Here is a 20,404-nt window from a genome sequence, read left to right as displayed (position 1 = left end):
ATCGATGTTGACGATGGAACGGTGCGTCAGGAGACCTGTTCGACGTGCTGCACTTCCGGCACAAAGTGCCGGAGCAGGTTCTGGATGCCGTGCTTCAGCGTCGCGGTCGACGACGGGCAGCCGGCGCAGGCGCCCTTCATGTGCAGGAACACGGTGCCGTTCTCGAAGCCGCGGAAGGTGATGTCGCCGCCGTCCTGGGCCACCGCCGGGCGCACCCGCGTGTCGAGCAGCTCCTTGATGGTGACGACCAACTCCTCGTCGGCCTTGTCGTAGAATTCGCCGGTCTGGCTGGTCTCGGCGGCGGGGCCGGCCTTGGCCATCACCGGGGCGCCGGACATGAAATGCTCCATGATGGCGCCGAGGATAGCCGGCTTCAGATGCTGCCAGTCGGGGCCGTCCTTGGTCACGGTGATGAAATCATAGCCGAAGAAGACGCCGGTGACGCCGGGGATTTCGAACAGCCGGCCGGCGAGCGGCGAAGCCGTCGCGGCGCTATCGGCATCGCGGAAATCGGCGGTGCCTTCTTGCAGCACTTCCTTGCCGGGCAGGAATTTCAGCGTCGCCGGGTTTGGCGTCGACTCGGTCTGGATGAACATGGCCGTCTCCGTGCCCGTTTCGGGCAGCTAGTTTGGAATAATTCTAATTAGGCTTTATCCGCCCGACATTCAAGCGAAAGGCATCGTCGGCGGAAGCGGCAGGCGGAATGTTTTACCCCTGCCTTGAGCGAGGCGCGCTCAGGCGAGGCTGTCGATCTCTTCGTCCGACAGGTTCTGCGGCACCACCGTGACCGGAATCGGAAAGGCGGCGCCCTTGCCGGCGACCGCGCCGACCAGCGGCCCAGGCCCTTCCTTGCCGGCGCCTGCCGCCAGCACCAGGATGGCGATGTCCTGGTCTTCCTCGATCAGCTTGTGGATCTCTTCGGTCGGCTTGCCTTCGCGCACCACCAGTTCCGGCTCGATGCCGAGCTTCTGGCGCACCTTGTTGGCGTAGCTGTCGAGTGCCGCACGCGCCGTGGCGGTCGCCTCCTCGCGCATGATCTTCTCGACGCCCAGCCAGTGCTGGAAATCATCCGGCTCGATGACATAGAGCAGCACCAGTACGCCGCCCGTGCTTTGCGCCCGCTTCGAGGCGTAGGCGACGGCGCGCTCGCATTCTGGCGTATCGTCGATGATCGCCAGGAACTTGCGACGATGACCGGCTTCGCGGCTGAGGCGTTTGGAGACCATATTCACCCTGTTCGATGGTTTCGGTTCGCAATCTGCCACCGCCACAGCCCGCCCGCAAGCGACCGGCGGCTGTGGCAATGCTGGTGCAGCTTAAAGCGCGTCGCGTTCGACCAGCGACGCGCTTTAGGTTCTTGTTTTATGCATGTCGTTATCGCAAAACCGCTGCACACTTTTGCGCGACATGCATTAGCCTTGCAGCAGGCCGATAATGTCGCGCACGGTCTTCATGGTCGCTTCGGCCAGTGTGCCGGCACGCTCGCCGCCATCCCGCAGCACCGCGTCGACATAGGCGCGGTCAGCGGAGATGCGGCGCATCTCGCCGGCGATCGGCGCCAGCTTTTCCACGGCGAGATCGGCCAGCGCCGGCTTGAACACCGAAAACTGCTGGCCGCCGAATTCCTTCAGCACGGCCTCTTTCGAGATTTCGGCGAGGCCGGCATAGATGCCGACGAGGTTTTCCGCTTCCGGCCGGCCGGCAAGCCCGTCCAGTTCGCCGGGCAAAGCCTCTGGGTCGGTCTTGGCCTTGCGGATCTTCTTCGAGATGGCATCGGCGTCGTCGGTCAGGTTGATGCGCGACAGGTCCGACGGGTCCGACTTCGACATCTTTTTCGAACCGTCGCGCAGCGACATGATGCGCGCCGCTGGGCCGCCGATGACCGGCTCGGTCAGCGGGAAATAGCCGTTCACCGTCTCCTCGCCGACCTGCATCTCGACGCCGACGCCAAGCGCTGCGATGCGGTCTGAAAAGTCGTTGTTGAATTTCTGCGCAATGTCGCGGGTCAGTTCCAGATGCTGCTTCTGGTCGTCGCCGACCGGCACGTGGGTGGCGCGGTAGACAAGGATGTCGGCGGCCATCAGGGAGGGATAGGCAAGCAGGCCGAGCGAGGCGTTCTCGCGGTCCTTGCCGGCCTTGTCCTTGAACTGCGTCATGCGGTTCATCCAACCGATGCGCGCCACGCAGTTGAAGATCCAGGCAAGCTCGGCGTGCTGCATCACCCGCGACTGGTTGAAGACGATGTGCTTGGTCGGGTCGATGCCGGAGGCGAGAAACGCCGCGGTGATCGAACGCGTCTGGTCCTGAAGATCCTCATAGACGAGCTGTGCGGTCAGCGAATGCAGGTCGACGACGCAATAGATGCAGTCGGAGGTGTCCTGCAGGGCGACAAATTTCTTGATGGCGCCGAGATAATTGCCGAGATGCAGATTGCCGGTTGGCTGGACGCCGGAAAAGACGAGCGGCTTGAAGGCGGGCTGGTTGAGGTCGGTCATAGTGTTTCCCTGGCTTGTGGAGGGCCGTTTCGCGCGCGGCGAAAGTCTTGCGACGGCGCGCTTATGGACGAGAGCGAGGAGGCGATCAAGAGGGGGTATTGACTGGGCGCGCAGGCTTTGGCTTCGGCCGAGCAAGACGCCGCAGGAGGCTGTTTGAGGGGGATGGCGCCGACCAGAAACAAAAACCCGCCTTGCGGCGGGTCTTCGGCGCCAATCAGCACCACACCGAAATTAGTAGCATAGCTGTCGGCACAAAGCAAGAACAAAATAGCTCGCCTCGGCAATCGCTTCGTTTTGCTTAGGGTCACATTGACGGATTGATGTAGATAGCTACATAATATTTTCTACACAGCGGAAGCAAAACAATGACGATCAACATCAACAACAAGGAAGCGGACAGCCTGACGCGGGCTTTTGCCAGGCTTGAAGGTGTCGGCATCACCGAGGCAATCGTGATCGCCATGCGCGAAGCTCTGGAGCGCCGACGCAATCGCGAGACGCCGCTGGAAACGGCGGCACGGCTCCGGGCCGAGTTCGGGATTGAGCTGAGCGAGCAGGCGCGCAAGCCGCTGCCGCGCTCGGTCTACGACGAATTGTCCGGCGAAGACTGATGTTCATCGATGCAGCCGCTATCGTTGCAATACTGAGCAACGAGACCGAAGCCCCGCGCTGCGCGCAGGCGGTCATGAAGGCGTCGGCTCCGTTCACGTCGGCGATCGCGGTTTGGGAAGCCGCGATGGCGCTTTCGCGATCGGAAAAGCTGGCCGTACCGATCGCCACAAGCTTCAAGATAGTCAGCCGTTTTCTCGAAGAGCGTGGAATCACCTTGCGGGAGCTTCCGCCTGCCTCTGACGCGGCATCTCTGGCTGTTGAGGCTGCATCGCGGTTTCGCAACAACGCTGGCCGCCTCAACATGGCCGACTGTTTCCATTACGCTTGCGCGCGCTACTACGCCGTTCCGATGCTTTCGACGGCGGACGAATTCCGCTTCACGGATCTGGAGACTGTTGCTTGACCGGCTGGGAGCCCTTGCGCCCGATATTGCGGCGGATCATGCCGAAATCGGCGCCGCCGGTGGCGAAGGCGGTGACGAAGTAAAGCAGCGCCCCGCCGGCGACGAGCGCAAGCAGGGTTACCGCCTTGATCACCAGCGGCGAGCCGGAGCCGAGACTTGCGGCGAACCAGTGTTCGGCAAAATAGAGCGCCGCGGCCATCACCGCCGCCGACAGCACCAGCCGCGGGATGCGTTTCATGAGCGGCACGTCGCGGCCCCAATGGCCGCGCCGGATCAGCACGGCGAGCAGCATCGCCGCATTGACCCAGCCTGCGACGGCGGAGGCAACGGCAATGCCGGGCGCGCCCATGGTCGGAAACAGCGTCAGCGCCGTCGTAATGTTAACCGCCACCGAGATGGCGGCGAAAATCATCGGCGTGCGCGTGTCCTCGCGGGCGAAATAGCCGGGGGTGAACGCCTTGATCAGCACGAAGGCCGGCAGGCCGAGGCCGAAGATCGCCAGGATTGCCGCGACCGTCGGCGTCGAATTGTTGGCGGCAAAGGCGCCGCGCTCATAGACCAGCCGCACGATCGGCTCGGACATGACCAGCAGCGCGGCCGCCGCCGGCAAGGTCATGAAAAGGGTAAACTCGACCGAGCGGTTCTGCAGATTGGCGGCCTCGACCAGATTGCCTGATTTCAGCGCCCGCGACAGTTCCGGCAACAGCACGATGGCGACGGCGACGCCGACGACGCCCAGCGGCAGCTGGTAGACGCGGTCGGCATAGGCCAGCGACGACACCGCGCTGTCCTGCGCCGACGCGATCGCCGTGCCGATCAGCTGGTTGATCTGGGTGATGCCGCCGGTGATCGCCGCCGGCAGCGCCAGGATCAGCAGCCGCTTGACGTTCGGCGTCATCTTCGGCCGCCGGAAGCCGATCGAAATGCCGGCATGGCGCACCGCCGCCCAGACGATCGCCAGCTGCACCAAGCCGGCCGCCAGCACGCCCCAGGCCAGCCCGAAACCGACGGTGCGGGCGTCCGAACCCTTGTACCAGGCATAGGCGAGCACGGCGATAAGGATGACGTTGAGGAACACCGGCGCCACCGCAGCGGCGAAATAGCGGCGCAGCGAATTCAGCATGCCGGCCATCATGGCGCCGAGCGACATGCAGATCAGGTAGGGGAACATGACGGTCGCCAGCGCCACCGTCGTCTCGAATTTTCCCGGCGTGTCGGCAAAGCCCGGCGCCACCAGATAGCGCACGATCAACGGCATCGCCAGTTCCATGGCGATGGTCAGCGCCAGAAGCGCCGTGAACAAGACGCCGAACACCTCTTCGGAAAAGCGCTTGGCGCCGTCGGTGCCGTGCGTCTCGATCTCCTTGGCGAACAGCGGCACGAAGGCGGCATTGAAGGCGCCTTCGGCGAACAGCCGGCGAAAGGTGTTGGGAAACTGGAAGGCGGCGTTGAAGGCGTCGGCGATCGGCCCGGTGCCGAGTGCGGCAGCCATCAGCATCTCGCGGCCGAAACCGAGGGCGCGGCTCATCAGCGTGCCGGAAGCGACCGTGGCGAATTTCTTGACAAGGCTCATGCGCTTGAAGACTGCCTGTGCGATTGGGGCAAATGGAAGGTAACAGTCACTCGGCGGCCGTTTTGGTCTTGCCGCGCTCGGACGCCGTGCCCTCGAGCACCGCGATCAGCCTGTTGCGGATAGTCGCGGTGCGCGACGGGCTGTCGATCTTCTGGCCGGTGAGATCGGTGACGTAGAACGTGTCAATGACCTTTTCGCCGAAGGTGGTGATGTGGGCCGAGGCGATGTCGAGCGACAGGTCCGACAACATGCCGGTGATCTCCGACAGAAGGCCCGGCCTGTCCAGCCCCTCGACCTCGATCACCGAGAAACGGTTCGACAGCGTGTTGCGGATCTCGGCGCGTGGCGGAATACGGAAAACCCTGGCGCCGCGCCGCGGCTTGGTCCGCTTCTCGATCATTTCGGGCAGCCAGCTCTTGCCCGACAGCACGTCCTCGATCAGCCGGCCGACGCGCTCGGCACGGCGGCGCTCGTCCTCATCGAGGTCGAACTCCCTCGAGATCAGGATGGTGTCGAGCGCGCGGCCGTCCGAGGTGGTGAAGATCTGCGCGTCGACGATGTTGCCGCCGGCCGCCGCGCAGGCGCCGGCAATCACCGAGAGCAGGCGCGGATGGTCCTGCGCCAGCACGGTGATCTCGGTCACCGCCTCGAACTGGTGGGTTTTCACCATGGTGGCGAGCTTCTTGCCGGCGTGATCGGCCTCGCGGATGAATTCGGCATGGCGGAGCTGGTCGGGAAGATCGACCGCCAGCAGATAGTTCTCGTAGTGCTGGCCGACATAACGCTTGCGGGCCTTTTCCGGCCAGTCGGCAAGCGCCTCGGCCAGTTGCTCGCGCGCCGCCGCCGTCCGCTTGGCGCGCGACACCTCCGAAAACCCGCCGGTCAACAAAAGCTCGGTCTCGTAGTAGAGGGTGCGCAGCAGCTGGCCTTTCCAACCGTTCCAGACCCCAGGCCCGACGCCACGGATATCGCAGACGGTAAGCACCAGCAGCATCTTCAGCCGTTCGACCGACTGCACGATGGCGGCAAAATCCTCGATCGTCTTGCGGTCGTTGAGGTCGCGGGTCTGCGCCGTCATCGACATGACGAGGTGGTTCTCGACCAGCCAGGCGACCGTTTCGGTGTCGGCCGGCGAGAGCCCCATATGCGGGCAGATGCGCCGGGCGATCCTGGCGCCGGCTTGCGAATGGTCCTCCGGCCTGCCCTTGGCGATGTCGTGCAGCAGCACCGCGACATAGAGCGCCTCGCGGCTCTTCTTCAGCCCCGGCATCAGCGAGTGGGCGAGTGGATGGATCTTTTCCCCGTCGCCGCGCTCGATCTCGGCCAGCACCCCGATGCAGCGGATCAAATGCTCGTCCACGGTGTAGTGGTGGTACATCGAGAACTGCATCATGGCGACGATCTTGCCGAAGTCCGGGATCAGCTTTGCCAGCAGTCCGGCCTCGTTCATGCGCCGCAGATTGAGCTCGGCATTGCGGTCCGAGGTCAAGATATCGAGGAACAGCCGGTTGGCCTCCTCGTCGCGCCTGAGCGCCTTGCCGACGAGGCCGAGCGAACGGGTCAACAGCTTCAGCGCATCGGGGTGGAATTCCAGGCCATGCTTGTCGGCAAACCAGAACAGCCTGAGCAGGTTGACCGGATCGCGCTCGAACACCTCGTCGTCGGCAATGTTGATGCGGTGGTTGTCGACGATGAAATCGGCCGTGCCGGCGAGCTTGCGCTTGCGGCGCGAAAAGGTGAGGAAGATGCGGTTGAAGCCCGGCACATGCTTGGCCTGCTCTTCTTCCAGCGCGGCGCAGAAAATGCGGGTTAGGTCGCCGACATCCTTGGCGACGAGGAAGTAGTGCTTCATGAAGCGTTCGACCGCCGACAGGCCGGGATGGGTGGTGTAACCCAGCCGCTCGGCAATGTCGCGCTGGATGTCGAAATGCAGCCGCTCCTCGGCCTTGCCGGTGAGGAAATGCATATGGCAGCGCACCGCCCACAGGAAATCCTCGGCCTTCTGGAATTCCCTGTATTCGGCGTCGGTGAAGACGCCCTTGTCGACCAGTTCCTCGCCGGTGCGCACGCGGTAGAAATATTTGGCGATCCAGAACAGCGTCTGCAGGTCGCGCAGGCCGCCCTTGCCGTCCTTGACGTTGGGTTCGACCAGGTAACGGCTCTCGCCGGCCTTGGCGTGGCGCTCGTCGCGTTCGGCGAGCTTGGCCTGGACATATTCGGGGCCGGTGGTGCGCACCACCTCGTGGTCGAAGCGCTGCAAAAGCTCGTCATAGAGCTTTTGCTCGCCCCACAGGAAGCGCGCCTCCAGGATCGAGGTGCGGATGGTGATGTCGGTGCGCGACAGCCTGAGGCACTCGTCGATGTTGCGGGTGGCGTGGCCGACCTTCAGCCCGAGGTCCCACAGCATGTAGAGCATGTATTCGACGATCTGCTCGCCCCATGGCGTCTGCTTGTAGGGCAGCAGGAACAGCAGGTCGATGTCGGACCCGGGCGCCAGCGTGCCACGGCCATAGCCGCCGACGGCCACGACCGCCATGCGCTCGGCCGATGACGGGTTTTTGACGCGATAGACATGGGTGGCGGCGAAGTCGTAGAGCGCGCGGATGATCTCATCCATCAGATGCGACAGCCGGGCGGCGCAGGCGGTACCGCTGCCATCGTCCATCAGCATGCGTTCGGCGACCGTGCGGCCGTCGGCGAGCCGGCTTTTGAGAAGCTTGAGAACGCCGCTGCGCGCGGCCTTGCCGGAGCCGTCGCCTGCCGACGCCTCGGTCAGTTCGGTCATCTCGCGGCGCAAGGCTTCGCCGTCGATCAGTTCCTCGAGCTTCAGGGATATTCTTGCCATAAATGCCGTTCGGCCTCGCCGTTTCGGCGGCGTCTATAGCGCGTTTTCGCGGCGCTGGGTATGGGGCGGACGGACGCGTTCTCCACGGCCGCCGACAGGACGATCATCTCGCGCCCGCGGCCGGTTCGGTTAGGGCTTAGGCGCGAAAAATCGAAACAGCCCTTGACCTTCCAGTTACTGGAAGCACTACCTCCGCCGCAACACCGAACTACAGGGGCTTTCGGCATGACGCATTCCGATCACCATCATCACGCCCATGGCAGCTGCTGCTCGGCAAAGGGCGTCTCCTCTGCTGCGGACGCCGTCGTCCGCGATCCGGTCTGCGGCATGACCGTCGATCCGGCTGCCGGCAAGCCGATGGCCGAGCATGACGGCCATCGCTATCATTTCTGCAGCGAGAGCTGCCGCGCGAAATTCGTCGCCGAGCCGGAAAAATACCTGACCGCAACCGATCCCGTCTGCGGCATGAGCGTCGATCGCGCCACGGCCAAGCACTTTTTGCGGCACGAGGGCCGGGGCTTCTATTTCTGCTCGGCCGCTTGCCAGGCGAAATTCGAAGCCGAGCCGGCAAAATATCTCGGCGACAGGCCGGCGCCGCAGCCGATGCCCAAGGGCACGCAATACACTTGCCCGATGCATCCGGAAATCATCCGCGACAAGCCCGGCTCCTGCCCGATCTGCGGCATGGCGCTGGAGCCGATGGGCGTGCCGACCGGCGACGAGGGACCTAACCCGGAACTGGTCGACTTCACCAGGCGCTTTTGGGTGAGCGCGGTGCTGTCCGTGCCGTTGCTGCTCATCGCCATGGCGCCGATGCTCGGCCTGACGTTTCAGGCCTTCATCGACGACCGCGCGAAGGTCTGGCTGGAGCTGGCGCTGGCCAGCCCGGTGGTGCTGTGGGCGGCATTCCCGTTCTTCCACCGCGGCTGGGACTCGGTCCTCAACCGCAGCCCCAATATGTGGACGCTGATTTCGCTCGGCGTCGGTGCCGCCTATCTCTACAGCGTCGTCGCCACGCTGTTTCCAGGCCTCTTTCCGCACCAGTTCCGCGGCCATGACGGCACCGTGCCGGTCTATTTCGAGGCGGCGGCGGTGATCGTTGCGCTGGTGTTCCTCGGCCAGGTGCTGGAATTGCGCGCCCGCGAGAAAACCGGGTCGGCGATCCGTGCGCTGCTCGACCTGGCGCCGAAGACGGCGCGGCTGATCGGTGCGGACGGTTCTGAAAACGACGTGCCGCTCGATACGGTCAAGGCCGGCGACCGCTTGCGCATCCGCCCCGGTGACGCCGTGCCGGTCGACGGCATTGTGCTCGAAGGACGCTCTTCCATCGATGAATCGATGATCACAGGCGAGCCGCTGCCGGTCGAGAAGACCGAAGGCGACAACCTCACCGGCGGCACGCTGAACAGGAACGGTTCGCTGATCATGCGCGCCGAAAGGATCGGTGCCGAGACGACGCTGGCGCGCATCGTCGAGCTGGTCGCCAAGGCGCAGCGTTCGCGCGCGCCGATCCAGGGGTTGGCCGACCGCGTCTCGTTCTACTTCGTCCCGGCCGTCGTGCTGGTCGCAATCATAGCGTTCGTCGCCTGGGCGATCGTCGGACCGGAACCCAGCCTGGTGTTTGCCATCGTCTCGGCGGTCTCGGTGCTGATCATCGCCTGTCCGTGTGCGCTCGGCCTTGCCACGCCAATGTCGATCATGACCGCCACCGGGCGCGGCGCGCATGCCGGCGTGCTGATCAAAGAAGCGGCGGCGCTCGAACGCTTTGCCTCGGTCGACACGCTGATCGTCGACAAGACGGGAACGCTGACCGAAGGCCGGCCGCGGCTGACCGACGTCATCGCGGTCGAAGGCATGGCGCAAGACGATCTGCTGGCGCTCGCCGCCGGGCTGGAAAAAGGCTCGGAGCATTCGCTGGCCGAGGCGATCGTCGACGGCGCCCGCGAACGCGGCGTGAAGGTCCCCGACGCGAGCGGTTTCGAGGCCGTCACCGGCAAGGGCGTTTCCGGCACGGTCTCGGGGCAGAAGGTGGCGCTCGGCAATGCCGCGATGATGGCCGATCTCGGCATCGACACGGCGGCGGTCCTGGCCAGCGCCGAGGCGCTGCAGGCCGACGGCAAGACCGCGATGTTCGTTGCTGTCGGCAACCGGCTCGCCGGCCTCGTCGCCGTCGCCGACCCGATCAAGGCGACCACCGCCGAGGCGATCAAGGCACTGCATTACAGCGGGCTGAAGATCGTCATGGCGACCGGCGACAACGAGCGTACTGCCAAGGCCATCGCAGCCAAGCTTGGCATCGACGAGGTGCGTGCCGGGCTCTTGCCCGAACAGAAGAACGCGCTGGTCGAGGAATTGCGCGCCGGCGGTGCCGGCGTTGCCATGGCCGGCGACGGCGTCAACGATGCGCCCGCACTTGCCGCCGCCGATGTCGGCATCGCGATGGGCACAGGCGCCGATGTTGCGGTCGAAAGTGCGGGAATTACGCTGGTCAAGGGCGATCTCAACGGCATCGTCAGGGCGAGGACGCTCGCCCGCGCGACGATCCGCAACATCCGCCAGAACCTGTTTTTCGCTTTCCTCTACAATGTGCTCGGCGTGCCGGTTGCTGCCGGCGTGCTTTATCCGCTCACCGGCACGCTGCTGTCGCCGATGCTCGCGGCGGCGGCGATGAGCCTGTCTTCGGTTTCGGTGATCGCCAACGCATTGCGGCTCAGGACGTTGAAACTCTGAGTAAAACTTCCAGATAGACCCTGTTCAAAAAAGGAGACGATGAATGACCTTGGCCAAGAAGATCGTGCTGCTGATGATGGCGGCAGGAATGCTGCTTGCCGTTTTCCTCGAAAGTGTTCCGGCACAAGCCGAGGAGATGAAGCACGAGATGGGCGCAATGGGCGCGCAGAGCCCCTCGAGCGAGGGCTACAAGGCGGCGATGGACAAGATGCATACCGACATGATGGCAATCGAATATTCCGGCAATGCCGATGTCGATTTCGCCCGCGGCATGATCCCGCATCACCAGGCGGCCATCGACATGGCCAAGATCGAGCTCGCCAATGGCAAGGATCCGGAAATCCGCAAGCTGGCGGAAGCGGTGATCGCCGCGCAGCAAGCCGAGATCAAGCAGATGCAGGACTGGCTTGCCTCCCATCCGGCGAAGTAGGCGTCACGCTGTCGAGGAATCCGGGCGAGAGGCTTCACCTGGATTTCTGCTTCGCCTGGATTTCCCTTGGCGGCTATGGTGCTATCCGGGCCTCGGACTGGAGCATGCCATGCCATCGACGATAAGAACGACCTCCCTGCCCTGCGGCGAAGCTGTGCCGGTGCTCGGCCAGGGCACCTGGAAGATGGGCGAAGACGCTCGCCGCCGTGGCGACGAGGCCAATGCCCTGAAGCTCGGGCTGGATCTCGGCATGACGCTGATCGACACCGCCGAAATGTATGCCAGCGGCGGCGCCGAGGAGGTGGTGGCGGAGGCCATCGCCGGGCGCCGCGACGAGGTTTTCCTGGTCTCCAAGGTGCTGCCGTCCAATGCCTCACGCGCCGGCGTGAAACGGGCCTGCGAGAACAGCCTGAGGCATCTCGCCACCGACCGCATTGATCTCTATCTCTTGCATTGGCCGGGCAGCGTGCCTTTGATGGAAACGGTAGAGGCGTTCGAAGCGTTGAAGGCGGCCGGCAAGATCCGCCATTGGGGCGTCAGCAATTTCGATACCGGCGAGATGGAGGAGCTGGTCCGGTTGCCGGCCGGCGGCAACGTCCAGACCAACCAGGTGCTCTACAATCTGTCGCAGCGCGGCGTCGAGTTCGACCTCGCCCCGTGGAGCCGGCAACGCGGCATGCCGCTGATGGCCTATTCGCCGGTCGATCAGGGGGTATTGGCGCGCAACGCCAGGTTAGATGCCATCGCCGCCCGCCACGGTGCGACGCCGGCGCAGATCGCACTTGCATGGGTGATGGCGCAGGAGGGCGTGATCGCCATTCCGAAGGCCAGCCGCCCGGAGCATATCCGGCAGAATGTCGCGGCGTTGGAGATTGAGCTCACGAGCGAAGATTTCGCCGAAATTGACCGCGCCTTCCCACCGCCGAGGCGGAAGTCGGGCCTGGCGATGATTTGAGGGGTGGGGCGGAAGGCAAGCCAAAGCAGCGTTCCGTCACACCCCCTCTGTCCGGCAGGACAGAGGGGGGTGCCGTAGAGCGCTATCGGACGAGCACTACTTCCCAACCATCCCCTTCAGCCGGTACAGCGCCTCCAGCGCTTCCCTTGGCGTCATCTCGTCGGGATTGATCTCCGCTAGCGCCAAACCCAGCCCATCACTCTTCACCGGCTTCGACGCCTCCCGCTTCGCTGCCACGGAAAACAGCGGCAGGTCGTCGACCAGACGGTTGGCCTTGCCCGAGACCTCGCCTGCTTCAAGCTGGTGCAGCACTTCCTTGGCCCGGCCGACGACGGCCTCTGGCAGGCCGGCCAGCCGCGCTACTTGGACGCCGTAGGAACGGTCGGCCGCACCCTTGCCGACCTCGTGCAGGAAGACCACGTCGCCCTCCCATTCCTTGACCCGCATGGTGACGTTGGAGAGCCGCGGCAATTTTCCGGCCAGCGCCGTCATCTCGTGGAAATGCGTGGCGAAGATCGAGCGGCAGCGGTTTTTCTCGTGCAAATATTCGACCGCCGCCCAGGCAATCGACAGGCCGTCGAAAGTGGCGGTGCCGCGGCCGATCTCGTCGAGGATGACCAGTGCGCGTTCGCCTGCCTGGTTGAGGATCGCCGCCGTCTCGACCATCTCGACCATGAAGGTGGAGCGGCCGCGCGCCAGATCGTCGGAGGCGCCGACCCGCGAAAACAGCCGGTCGACGACGCCGATATGGGCTGATGCCGCCGGCACGAAGGAGCCGGTCTGGGCGAGGATGGCGATCAGCGCGTTTTGCCTGAGGAAGGTCGATTTGCCGCCCATATTGGGGCCGGTCAGCAGCCAGATCGCGCCGGCCTTGGCATCGCCTTGCGGCGACAGATCGCAATCATTGGCGACGAACGGGCCTTCGCCGGAACGCCGCAGCGCCTGTTCGACCACCGGATGACGTCCACCCGAAATCTCGAAGGCAAGGCTCGCATCGACCAGCGGCCGGCACCAGGCCTCGCTCTCGGAAAGCAAGGCAAGTGCGGCCGAAACGTCGAGCACGGCGAGCGCTTCGGCGCCGGCACGGATCGTGTCGGCCTGGCCGACCACTTCCGCCGTCAGCGCCTCGAAAGCGGCAAGCTCGATCGCCAGCGCCCGGTCGGCGGCGTTGGCGATCTTGGTTTCCAGTTCGGCGAGTTCCGTGGTGGTGAAGCGCATGGCGTTGGCCATGGTCTGGCGATGGATGAAGCGCGCCTTGGCGCCGTCGCTGCCGGTCATCAGCGCATGGTGGTTAGCGGTGACTTCGATATAATAGCCCAGCACATTGTTGTGCCTGATCTTCAGCGAGCGGATGCCGGTCTCGTCGATCAGCGAACGCTCCAGCCCGGCGATCACCTTTCGCGACTCGTCGCGCAGTGCCCGCATCTCGTCGAGTTCGGCGTGGTAGCCGCCGCGGACGAAGCCGCCGTCGCGCCTGAGCAACGGCAGCTCGTCGCTGAGCGCCTGTGCCAGATGCGTCGCCAGTTCACTGGGCAGTGCCTTGATAGCTCCCAACGCCGCGGCCAGTTCGCCCGGCAAGGCGGTTTGGCCGAACAGTTCGGCGATGGCGCCGGCCGCTTCGAAACCGGCGCGCAGCGCGCCGAGGTCGCGCGGACCGCCGCGGTTGAGCGCCAGCCTGGACAGTGCCCGCGGCATGTCGGCGACGCTCTTCAGGCTTGCCCGCACCGCCTGGCAGAGGCGCGTTTCGGAGCGGAAGAACGACACCGAGTCCAGCCTTGCGGCGATGGCCGCCGGGTCGGTCAGCGGCGCCATCAAGCGGTCGGCGAGCAGCCTTGCGCCGCCGCCGGTCACCGTGCGGTCGATCGCCTTGAACAGCGACCCGTCGCGGCTGCCGGACAGCGTGCGCAGCAGCTCCAGATTGGCGCGCGTCGCCGGGTCGATGAACAGCGTCGAACCCTGCTCCTCGCGCTGCGGCCGCGACAGCGGCGGCCGCTCGGCCTTCTGCGTCTTCTCGACATAGGCGATGACGCCTGAGATCGCCGACAGTTCGGCGCGCGAAAACGTGCCGAAACTATCCGGCGTTGCCACCTCGAAAAAGCGGGCGATGCGGCCGGCGGCCGAAGCCGAATCGAACAGCGACGGCGGCTGCGGGCTGGCGACGCGGCCGAGCACGTCGAAGACCGGTTTCAGCTCCGGGTCGTAAAACACCGGTTCGGCGACGATCAGCTCGCGCGGATCGACGCGGAAGACATCGGCGAGCAGCCGGTCGGCGGTTGTCTCGGCGACGCGGAAGACACCGGTCGAGATCTCGATCCAGGCTAGGGCGAAACTTCCTTGGTTCCCTGTCGCGCTTCCGCGCTCCCCGCCTCTTGTATCGCTGCTGCCGCCCTTGACCCGTCCGAGCGCCATCAGAAAACTCGATTCCGACGGCGCCAGCAATTTGTCTTCGGTGATGGTGCCGGGCGTTACCAGCCGCACCACGTCGCGGCGCACCACCGATTTGCCGCCGCGCTTCTTGGCCTCCGCCGGATCCTCGATCTGCTCGCAGACAGCGACGCGGAACCCCTGGCCGATCAGCTTCTGCAGATAATCGTCGGCGGCATGCACCGGTACGCCGCACATCGGGATGTCGAGCCCCTGGTGCCTGCCGCGCTTGGTCAGCACGATGCCGAGCGCCCGGCTTGCCTTCTCGGCATCGTCGAAGAACAGTTCGTAGAAATCGCCCATGCGGTAGAACAGCAGCGAATCCGGGTTCGCCGCCTTGATCTCGATATACTGCTCCATCATCGGCGTCGCCGGCGCGAAGGCCGGCGTGGCGTTGTCGCTTCGAATGGGCGTCTCGTCGTTCAAGAAGCTGCTTCCAAAATTTTCCAAGCCATGCTTGGCGGTTTACAGCGGCGAAGTGTAGCCTTAATCCCGAACCTTCCACAAAAGAAAGCATGCGCACCCATCTCAAGCGGTGCCGTACGGGCGAGGAAACCAAAAGTACCATGGCCAAGAAAACCGAGAGCAACGGGCCCTCCGTCAGCGCCCAGGAGGCGCTGGAATTCCACGCCATGGGGCGTCCGGGCAAGCTGGAGATCGTCGCCACAAAACCGATGGCGACGCAGCGCGATCTCAGCCTCGCCTATTCGCCGGGCGTCGCGGTTCCGGTTCTCGCCATCGCCGAGGACCCGAGCCGCGCCTTCGACTACACGGTTCGCGGCAACATGGTCGCCGTCATCTCCAACGGCACCGCCATCCTCGGCCTCGGCAATCTCGGCGCGCTGGCATCGAAGCCGGTGATGGAAGGCAAGGCGGTGCTGTTCAAGCGCTTCGCCGATGTCGATTCCATCGACCTCGAGGTCGACACCGAGGATGCCGACGAATTCATCAACTGCGTGCGTTTCCTTGGACCCTCCTTCGGCGGCATCAACCTCGAGGACATCAAGGCACCGGAATGCTTCATCATCGAGCAGCGGCTGCGCGAGCTGATGGACATACCGGTCTTCCATGACGACCAGCACGGCACCGCCATCATCTCGGCTGCCGGCCTGATCAACGCGCTGGAAATCACCGGCCGCGACATGAAGACCACGAAAATGGTCTGCAACGGCGCCGGTGCTGCCGGCATCGCCTGCATCGAATTGATGAAGGCGATGGGCTTTGCGCCTGAGAATATCATCCTTTGCGACACCAAGGGCGTCGTCTTCCAGGGCCGCACCGAAGGCATGAACCAGTGGAAATCGGCGCATGCCGTGAAAACCGGCGCGCGCTCGCTGGCCGAGGCGCTGGACGGCGCCGACGTGTTCCTCGGCCTCTCGGCCAAAGGCACGCTGACCACCAAAATGGTGCAGTCGATGGCCAAGAACCCGATCATCTTCGCCATGGCCAATCCCGACCCCGAGATCACGCCTGAGGAGGTCGCCGAGATCCGCACCGACGCCATCATGGCGACGGGACGGTCCGACTATCCCAACCAGGTCAACAACGTGCTTGGCTTCCCCTACATCTTCCGCGGCGCGCTCGATGTGCGGGCGACCACCATCAATGACGACATGAAGATCGCCGCGGCCAAAGCGCTCGCCGAACTGGCGCGCCAGGACGTGCCCGACGACGTCGCCGCCGCCTATCAGGGCATGCGGCCGAAATTCGGCCCCAACTACATCATCCCGGTGCCGTTCGACCCGCGCCTGATCTCGGCCATTCCGATCGCGGTGGCCAAAGCGGCGATGGACTCCGGCGTCGCGCGCAAGCCGATCCTCGATCTCGACCGCTACGCGCAGGAGCTTTCCGCCCGCCGCGACCCGATCGCCTCGACGCTGCAGCGCATCTACGACCGCGTCCGCCGCCAGCCCAAGCGCATCGTCTTTGCCGAGGGCGAGGAGGAGCAGGTGATGCGCGCCGCCGTCTCCTATGTGAACCAGCGGCTCGGCACCGCCATCCTGCTCGGCCGCGACGACATCATCAAGGAAAACGCCAGGAATGCCGGCATCGATCTCGGCAAGCAAGGCATCGAGATCATCAATGCGCGGCTGTCGCGGCGCAACTCGGTCTACACCGACTATCTCTACGAGCGCATGCAGCGCAAAGGCTTTCTGTTCCGCGACTGCCAGCGGCTGATCAACAACGACCGCAACCATTTCGCCGCCTGCATGGTGGCGCTGGGCGATGCCGACGGCATCGTCACCGGCGTTACCCGTAACTATTCGACGGCGCTCGACGACATCCGCCGCGTCATCGACGCAAGGCCCGGCCACTGCGTCATCGGCGTGTCGATCGTGCTCGCGCGGGGTCGCACCGTCCTCGTTGCCGACACCGCGGTGCACGACATGCCTGATGCCGTCGAGATCGCCGACATCGCCGAGGAGGCCGCCGGCTTCGCCCGCCGCATGGGCTACGAGCCGAGGCTCGCCATGCTCGCCTATTCGACCTTCGGCCATCCGCAGGGCGAACGCTCCGAGCGCGTCCAGGAAGCGGTGCGCATCCTCGACAAGCGCCGCGTCGATTTCGAGTATGACGGCGAGATGGCCGCCGACGTGGCGCTCAACGCCCGCGCCATGGCGCAGTACCCGTTCATCAGGCTGACCGGCCCGGCCAATGTGCTGATCATGCCGGCCTTCCACTCGGCCTCCATCTCGACCAAGATGCTGCAGGAGCTCGGCGGCTCGACCGTCATCGGCCCGCTGCTGGTCGGCCTGAACAAGCCGGTTCAGATCGTCTCGCTGAATGCCAAGGACAGCGACATCGTGAATATGGCGGCGATCGCGGCGTATAGCGCGGGGGCTTGAGGAGCGCGTAGCGGCAGCACCTCTTTCCTTCTCCCCCTGTGGGAGAAGGTGGCCGAGCGAAGCTCGGTCGGATGAGGGGTGCTCCAGCTTGGCACCGGCAGCACTCCGTCCAGCACCCCTCAACCGTCTCGGCGCTGCGCGCCGATCCACCTTCTCCCACAGGGGGAGAAGGAAGAGATGCCGCTACAGCAGCCCGGCCTGCTCGGCCTCTCTGCGCAAATTCTGCCGTGGCCTTGGGCCTATCTGCTGGATGACCAGCCCGGCCGCCAGCGAGCCGAGATCGCCGCACTGCTTCAGGCTGCGGCCTTGCGTGTAGCCATAGAGGAAGCCGGCGGCGTAGAGGTCGCCGGCGCCGGTCGTGTCGACCAGTTCGCGGATCCTGGTCGCCTCGATGGTGACGGTCTCGTCGCCGCGCACGATCACCGAGCCCTTTTCCGAGCGGGTGACGGCGGCGATCTTGCAATCCTTGCGGATCTGCGCCAGCGCCTCGTCGAAGGAAGCGGTCTGGTAGAGCGACTTAATCTCGTGGCTGTTGGCAAAGACGATGTCGACGGTGCCGGAGCGCATGAGATCGAGGAACTCGTCGCGGTAGCGGTCGACGCAGAACGAGTCCGACAATGTCATCGACACTTCGCGCCCGGCGGCGTGGGCGAGTTTCGCCGTCTGCCGGATCGCCTCCTTGGCGCGCGGCGGGTCCCACAGATAGCCTTCGAAATAGGTGACGGCGGCGCCCGACGCCTTGTCGGCCTCGACGTCCTCCGGGCCGAGCTCCACGCAAGCGCCGAGATAGGTGTTCATCGAGCGCTCGCCGTCCGGCGTGACGAAGATCATCGAGCGCGCCGTCGGTGGCTCGCCGCTGAGCGGCCGGGTGTCGAAGGCGACGCCCTGGGCATGGATGTCATGCGCGTAGATTTCGCCGAGCGCGTCGTTGGAGACCTTGCCGAAGAAAGCGGCGCGGCCGCCGAAGGAGGCGACGCCCGCCGCCGTGTTGCCGGCGCTGCCGCCCGAGGCTTCGATGGCCGGGCCCATGCGGCTGTAGAGCAGTTCGGCGCGCCTCGTGTCGATCAAATTCATCGCGCCCTTGATGATGCCGTTCGTCTCCAGGAACGCCTCGTCGCACTGGGCGATGATGTCGACGATGGCATTTCCGACACAAAGCACGTCATAGTCCGGCATCAATTCATGTCTCCGCCAAAAACCCACCGGCTTTCTGCCACGCCGGGCGCGGGCGGGTCTAGCGGTTTGATGCGGCTTTGCCTAGGCCGCGAGTTATAAATCCGGGCAGAACGCATGCTTCGTATCGCGCGGTTTGCGCTTGTCTCGCGACCTGTCTCCGCCTATCCCGAAATATCGCCCATGGGCCTCGTTTGACATGGAATTGGAAACGCCGTGATCCTCGACGCCGCCCGTGCCGCCTTGAGCCGGCTGTTCTCGCCCGAATTCCGTTCTGTGTTCCTGAAGACGCTGGGGCTGACCTTGCTGGCGCTGGCGGCGCTTTGGTTCGGGATCAAGAGCTTGTTCGAATGGCTGGCCTGGCCGTGGATCGATGCATGGCTCCCCGCCCTACCCTCCTGGGCCGGATGGCTGGGCGCCGTCGTCGCAGGCATCGGCCTTGCGCTGGGCTTGGCGCTGCTCATCGCGCCGGTGACGGCGATCATCGCCGGCCTGTTCCTCGACGACGTCGCCGAAGTGGTCGAGCGCACGGATTATCCAAACGACCCGCCCGGCCGCGCCGTGCCGGCGTTGCGCTCGCTGGTGCTGGCGATCCGATTTTTCGGCGTCGTTATCCTCGGCAACATCGTCGCCCTGCTGCTGCTCTTGGTGCCGGGCGTGAACATCGCCGCTTTCTTCATCGTCAATGGGTATCTGCTCGGACGCGAGTTCTTCGAATTCGCCGCCATGCGCTTTCGCCCGGAGGCCGAGGCCAAGGCGCTGCGCAGAAAGCACTCCATCACCGTGTTCCTGGCCGGGCTGGTGGTCGCCGCTTTCCTCGCCGTGCCGCTACTCAATCTTCTGACGCCGCTGTTCGCCGCCGTCATGATGGTGCACCTGCACAAGGCGATCTCGGCACGGGAAGGGAGCTATCTCAGCAGAAAACCCCTGCCCAGTTCGTCGTCGTCCTCGACGATGAATTCGGCCCGCCCTGAGTAATAGGCGCGGCCGCCGACGCGGGCGATGATGGCGTCATGCGGCCCGGCTGTGGCCGTGCGTACGACGGCGCCGGAAAAGCGCGAGCCGGCGATGCTCTCGAACAGCCGCGTCCGGCCAATCTCGATTTGGCCCTTGGCGTGCATGGCCGCCAGCCGCGCGGTGACGCCGGAGCCGGTCGGCGAACGGTCGACCTCCGCCTCGGCGAAAACGCAGATGTTTTTGGTCGGCGTATCGGAGAACGCATCCTGTCCGTCGGTCAGGATGGTGCCGTAGAGAAAGGCGAGATCGGCATGGTCGGGATGCGACAGCGGCAATTCGGCCTTGAGCTTATTGGTCAGCGCGGTCGCTGCATCGACGAAATCGCGCACCCGGTTCTGGCCGAATTCCAGCCCGAACTGGCGGCAGTCGGCCAGTGCATAGAAGGCGCCGCCATAGGCGATGTCGAAGCCGACCGGACCATAGCCCGGCAGCTCGATCCGCTGGTTGCCGGCGAACAGAAACGCCGGCACGCTTTCGAAGGACACCGCGCCGGCCTTGCCGTCCCTTACCTCGACCGCAGCCGAAATCAGCCCGCATGGCGCCTCGATATTGACGGTCGTCATCGGCTCGCGTGGCGCCACCAGCCGCTCGTCGACGGCGTAGCGGCCGAGCGCGACGATGGCGTGGCCGCACATCGTCGAATAGCCCTCATTGTGCATGAACAGCACCGCGAGGTCGGCGCCCGGCAGGTCGGGCTCCACCAGCAGCGCGCCATACATGTCGTAATGGCCGCGCGGCTCGAACATCAGGATCTTTCTGAGATGATCGAGATGGTCGCGCACATAGGCACGCTTTTCGAGGATCGTGCCCTTGGGAATGTCGGGGTAGCCGCCGGTGACGATCCGCAGCGGCTCGCCGCCGGTGTGCATGTCGACGACGGTGAGCGTCATTCGCCGGGCCC

15 protein-coding genes are annotated in these 20,404 nt (G+C 64.9%); 7 read left to right on the top strand and 8 right to left on the bottom strand.

Annotation, left to right across the window (positions count from 1 at the left end; translation table 11 throughout):
* Positions 1-26: 26 nt before the first annotated feature.
* From NKI70_RS23810 to trpS, 3 genes are all read right to left on the bottom strand, one after another.
* Positions 27-596, bottom strand: coding sequence for a NifU family protein (locus NKI70_RS23810; RefSeq protein WP_023676386.1), 570 nt, complete (start codon positions 594-596; stop codon positions 27-29).
* A gap of 138 nt (positions 597-734) precedes the next feature.
* Complete coding sequence (locus NKI70_RS23805) at positions 735-1,226, bottom strand: universal stress protein (RefSeq protein WP_023717912.1); 492 nt, start codon at positions 1,224-1,226, stop codon at positions 735-737.
* Positions 1,227-1,412: 186 nt separating this feature from the next.
* The gene (gene trpS / locus NKI70_RS23800) at positions 1,413-2,495 is read right to left on the bottom strand and encodes a tryptophan--tRNA ligase (protein ID WP_023676384.1); all 1,083 of its coding nucleotides are present in this window, start codon (positions 2,493-2,495) and stop codon (positions 1,413-1,415) included.
* 365 nt (positions 2,496-2,860) lie between these two features.
* On the opposite strand from trpS, the gene NKI70_RS23795 reads away from it, so the two are divergent.
* Positions 2,861-3,106, top strand: coding sequence for a type II toxin-antitoxin system VapB family antitoxin (locus tag NKI70_RS23795; RefSeq protein WP_023676383.1), 246 nt, complete (start codon positions 2,861-2,863; stop codon positions 3,104-3,106).
* Positions 3,106-3,510 (top strand): type II toxin-antitoxin system VapC family toxin, encoded by a 405-nt coding sequence (locus NKI70_RS23790; protein ID WP_352698229.1) that lies wholly within the window; start codon positions 3,106-3,108, stop codon positions 3,508-3,510. Before NKI70_RS23795 ends, NKI70_RS23790 begins: the two co-directional genes overlap by 1 nt.
* On the opposite strand, the gene murJ is transcribed toward NKI70_RS23790, so the two are convergent.
* Positions 3,485-5,083, bottom strand: a complete 1,599-nt coding sequence (murJ, locus tag NKI70_RS23785; RefSeq protein WP_352570229.1) for a murein biosynthesis integral membrane protein MurJ — start codon at positions 5,081-5,083, stop codon at positions 3,485-3,487. The two genes, NKI70_RS23790 and murJ, sit on opposite strands and share 26 nt — an antisense overlap.
* Positions 5,084-5,129: 46 nt before the next feature.
* The gene (locus tag NKI70_RS23780; RefSeq protein WP_352724953.1) at positions 5,130-7,928 is read right to left on the bottom strand and encodes a [protein-PII] uridylyltransferase; all 2,799 of its coding nucleotides are present in this window, start codon (positions 7,926-7,928) and stop codon (positions 5,130-5,132) included.
* A 225-nt stretch (positions 7,929-8,153) separates the two neighbouring features.
* Between NKI70_RS23780 and NKI70_RS23775 the strand changes: the two genes are divergently transcribed.
* The 3 genes from NKI70_RS23775 to NKI70_RS23765 all read left to right on the top strand — a co-directional run bounded on the left by NKI70_RS23775 (position 8,154) and on the right by NKI70_RS23765 (position 12,043).
* Positions 8,154-10,658 (top strand): heavy metal translocating P-type ATPase, encoded by a 2,505-nt coding sequence (locus NKI70_RS23775; protein ID WP_352698231.1) that lies wholly within the window; start codon positions 8,154-8,156, stop codon positions 10,656-10,658.
* A 43-nt stretch (positions 10,659-10,701) separates the two neighbouring features.
* Complete coding sequence (gene copM / locus NKI70_RS23770; RefSeq protein WP_352577460.1) at positions 10,702-11,088, top strand: CopM family metallochaperone; 387 nt, start codon at positions 10,702-10,704, stop codon at positions 11,086-11,088.
* Between the two features lie 109 nt (positions 11,089-11,197).
* Complete coding sequence (locus tag NKI70_RS23765; protein ID WP_352698234.1) at positions 11,198-12,043, top strand: aldo/keto reductase; 846 nt, start codon at positions 11,198-11,200, stop codon at positions 12,041-12,043.
* A gap of 96 nt (positions 12,044-12,139) precedes the next feature.
* On the opposite strand, the gene mutS is transcribed toward NKI70_RS23765, so the two are convergent.
* On the bottom strand, positions 12,140-14,830 hold the full coding sequence (gene mutS / locus NKI70_RS23760; protein ID WP_352698261.1) for a DNA mismatch repair protein MutS: 2,691 nt from the start codon (positions 14,828-14,830) through the stop codon (positions 12,140-12,142).
* Between the two features lie 203 nt (positions 14,831-15,033).
* On the opposite strand from mutS, the gene NKI70_RS23755 reads away from it, so the two are divergent.
* Positions 15,034-17,313, top strand: a complete 2,280-nt coding sequence (locus tag NKI70_RS23755; RefSeq protein ID WP_352448507.1) for an NADP-dependent malic enzyme — start codon at positions 15,034-15,036, stop codon at positions 17,311-17,313.
* Positions 17,314-17,496: 183 nt separating this feature from the next.
* Here the strand turns inward: NKI70_RS23755 and NKI70_RS23750 are convergent, their stop codons facing one another.
* Positions 17,497-18,489 (bottom strand): adenosine kinase, encoded by a 993-nt coding sequence (locus NKI70_RS23750; protein WP_352698235.1) that lies wholly within the window; start codon positions 18,487-18,489, stop codon positions 17,497-17,499.
* A 213-nt stretch (positions 18,490-18,702) separates the two neighbouring features.
* Here NKI70_RS23750 and NKI70_RS23745 point away from each other — a divergent pair, with 213 nt between their 5' ends.
* Complete coding sequence (locus tag NKI70_RS23745) at positions 18,703-19,464, top strand: sulfate transporter family protein (RefSeq protein ID WP_352591194.1); 762 nt, start codon at positions 18,703-18,705, stop codon at positions 19,462-19,464.
* On the opposite strand, the gene NKI70_RS23740 is transcribed toward NKI70_RS23745, so the two are convergent.
* Complete coding sequence (locus NKI70_RS23740) at positions 19,395-20,393, bottom strand: proline racemase family protein (protein ID WP_352698239.1); 999 nt, start codon at positions 20,391-20,393, stop codon at positions 19,395-19,397. The genes NKI70_RS23745 and NKI70_RS23740 overlap by 70 nt on opposite strands.
* Positions 20,394-20,404 lie beyond the last annotated feature (11 nt).

The sequence above is a fragment of the Mesorhizobium sp. M0500 genome (assembly GCF_040321165.1).
Taxonomy (GTDB): Bacteria; Pseudomonadota; Alphaproteobacteria; order Rhizobiales; family Rhizobiaceae; genus Mesorhizobium.
This window is presented reverse-complemented; position numbering and strand designations above follow the sequence as displayed.

Excerpts from the sequence above, each read along its gene's own strand:
- NKI70_RS23810 (WP_023676386.1), bottom strand. The coding sequence starts at position 596 with ATGTTCATCCAGACCGAGTCGACGCCAAACCCGGCGACGCTGAAATTC.
- NKI70_RS23805 (WP_023717912.1), bottom strand. The coding sequence starts at position 1,226 with ATGGTCTCCAAACGCCTCAGCCGCGAAGCCGGTCATCGTCGCAAGTTC.
- trpS (WP_023676384.1), bottom strand. The coding sequence starts at position 2,495 with ATGACCGACCTCAACCAGCCCGCCTTCAAGCCGCTCGTCTTTTCCGGC.
- NKI70_RS23795 (WP_023676383.1), top strand. The coding sequence starts at position 2,861 with ATGACGATCAACATCAACAACAAGGAAGCGGACAGCCTGACGCGGGCT.
- NKI70_RS23790 (WP_352698229.1), top strand. The coding sequence starts at position 3,106 with ATGTTCATCGATGCAGCCGCTATCGTTGCAATACTGAGCAACGAGACC.
- murJ (WP_352570229.1), bottom strand. The coding sequence starts at position 5,083 with ATGAGCCTTGTCAAGAAATTCGCCACGGTCGCTTCCGGCACGCTGATG.
- NKI70_RS23780 (WP_352724953.1), bottom strand. The coding sequence starts at position 7,928 with ATGGCAAGAATATCCCTGAAGCTCGAGGAACTGATCGACGGCGAAGCC.
- NKI70_RS23775 (WP_352698231.1), top strand. The coding sequence starts at position 8,154 with ATGACGCATTCCGATCACCATCATCACGCCCATGGCAGCTGCTGCTCG.
- copM (WP_352577460.1), top strand. The coding sequence starts at position 10,702 with ATGACCTTGGCCAAGAAGATCGTGCTGCTGATGATGGCGGCAGGAATG.
- NKI70_RS23765 (WP_352698234.1), top strand. The coding sequence starts at position 11,198 with ATGCCATCGACGATAAGAACGACCTCCCTGCCCTGCGGCGAAGCTGTG.
- mutS (WP_352698261.1), bottom strand. The coding sequence starts at position 14,830 with ATGATGGAGCAGTATATCGAGATCAAGGCGGCGAACCCGGATTCGCTG.
- NKI70_RS23755 (WP_352448507.1), top strand. The coding sequence starts at position 15,034 with ATGGCCAAGAAAACCGAGAGCAACGGGCCCTCCGTCAGCGCCCAGGAG.
- NKI70_RS23750 (WP_352698235.1), bottom strand. The coding sequence starts at position 18,489 with ATGCCGGACTATGACGTGCTTTGTGTCGGAAATGCCATCGTCGACATC.
- NKI70_RS23740 (WP_352698239.1), bottom strand. The coding sequence starts at position 20,393 with ATGACGCTCACCGTCGTCGACATGCACACCGGCGGCGAGCCGCTGCGG.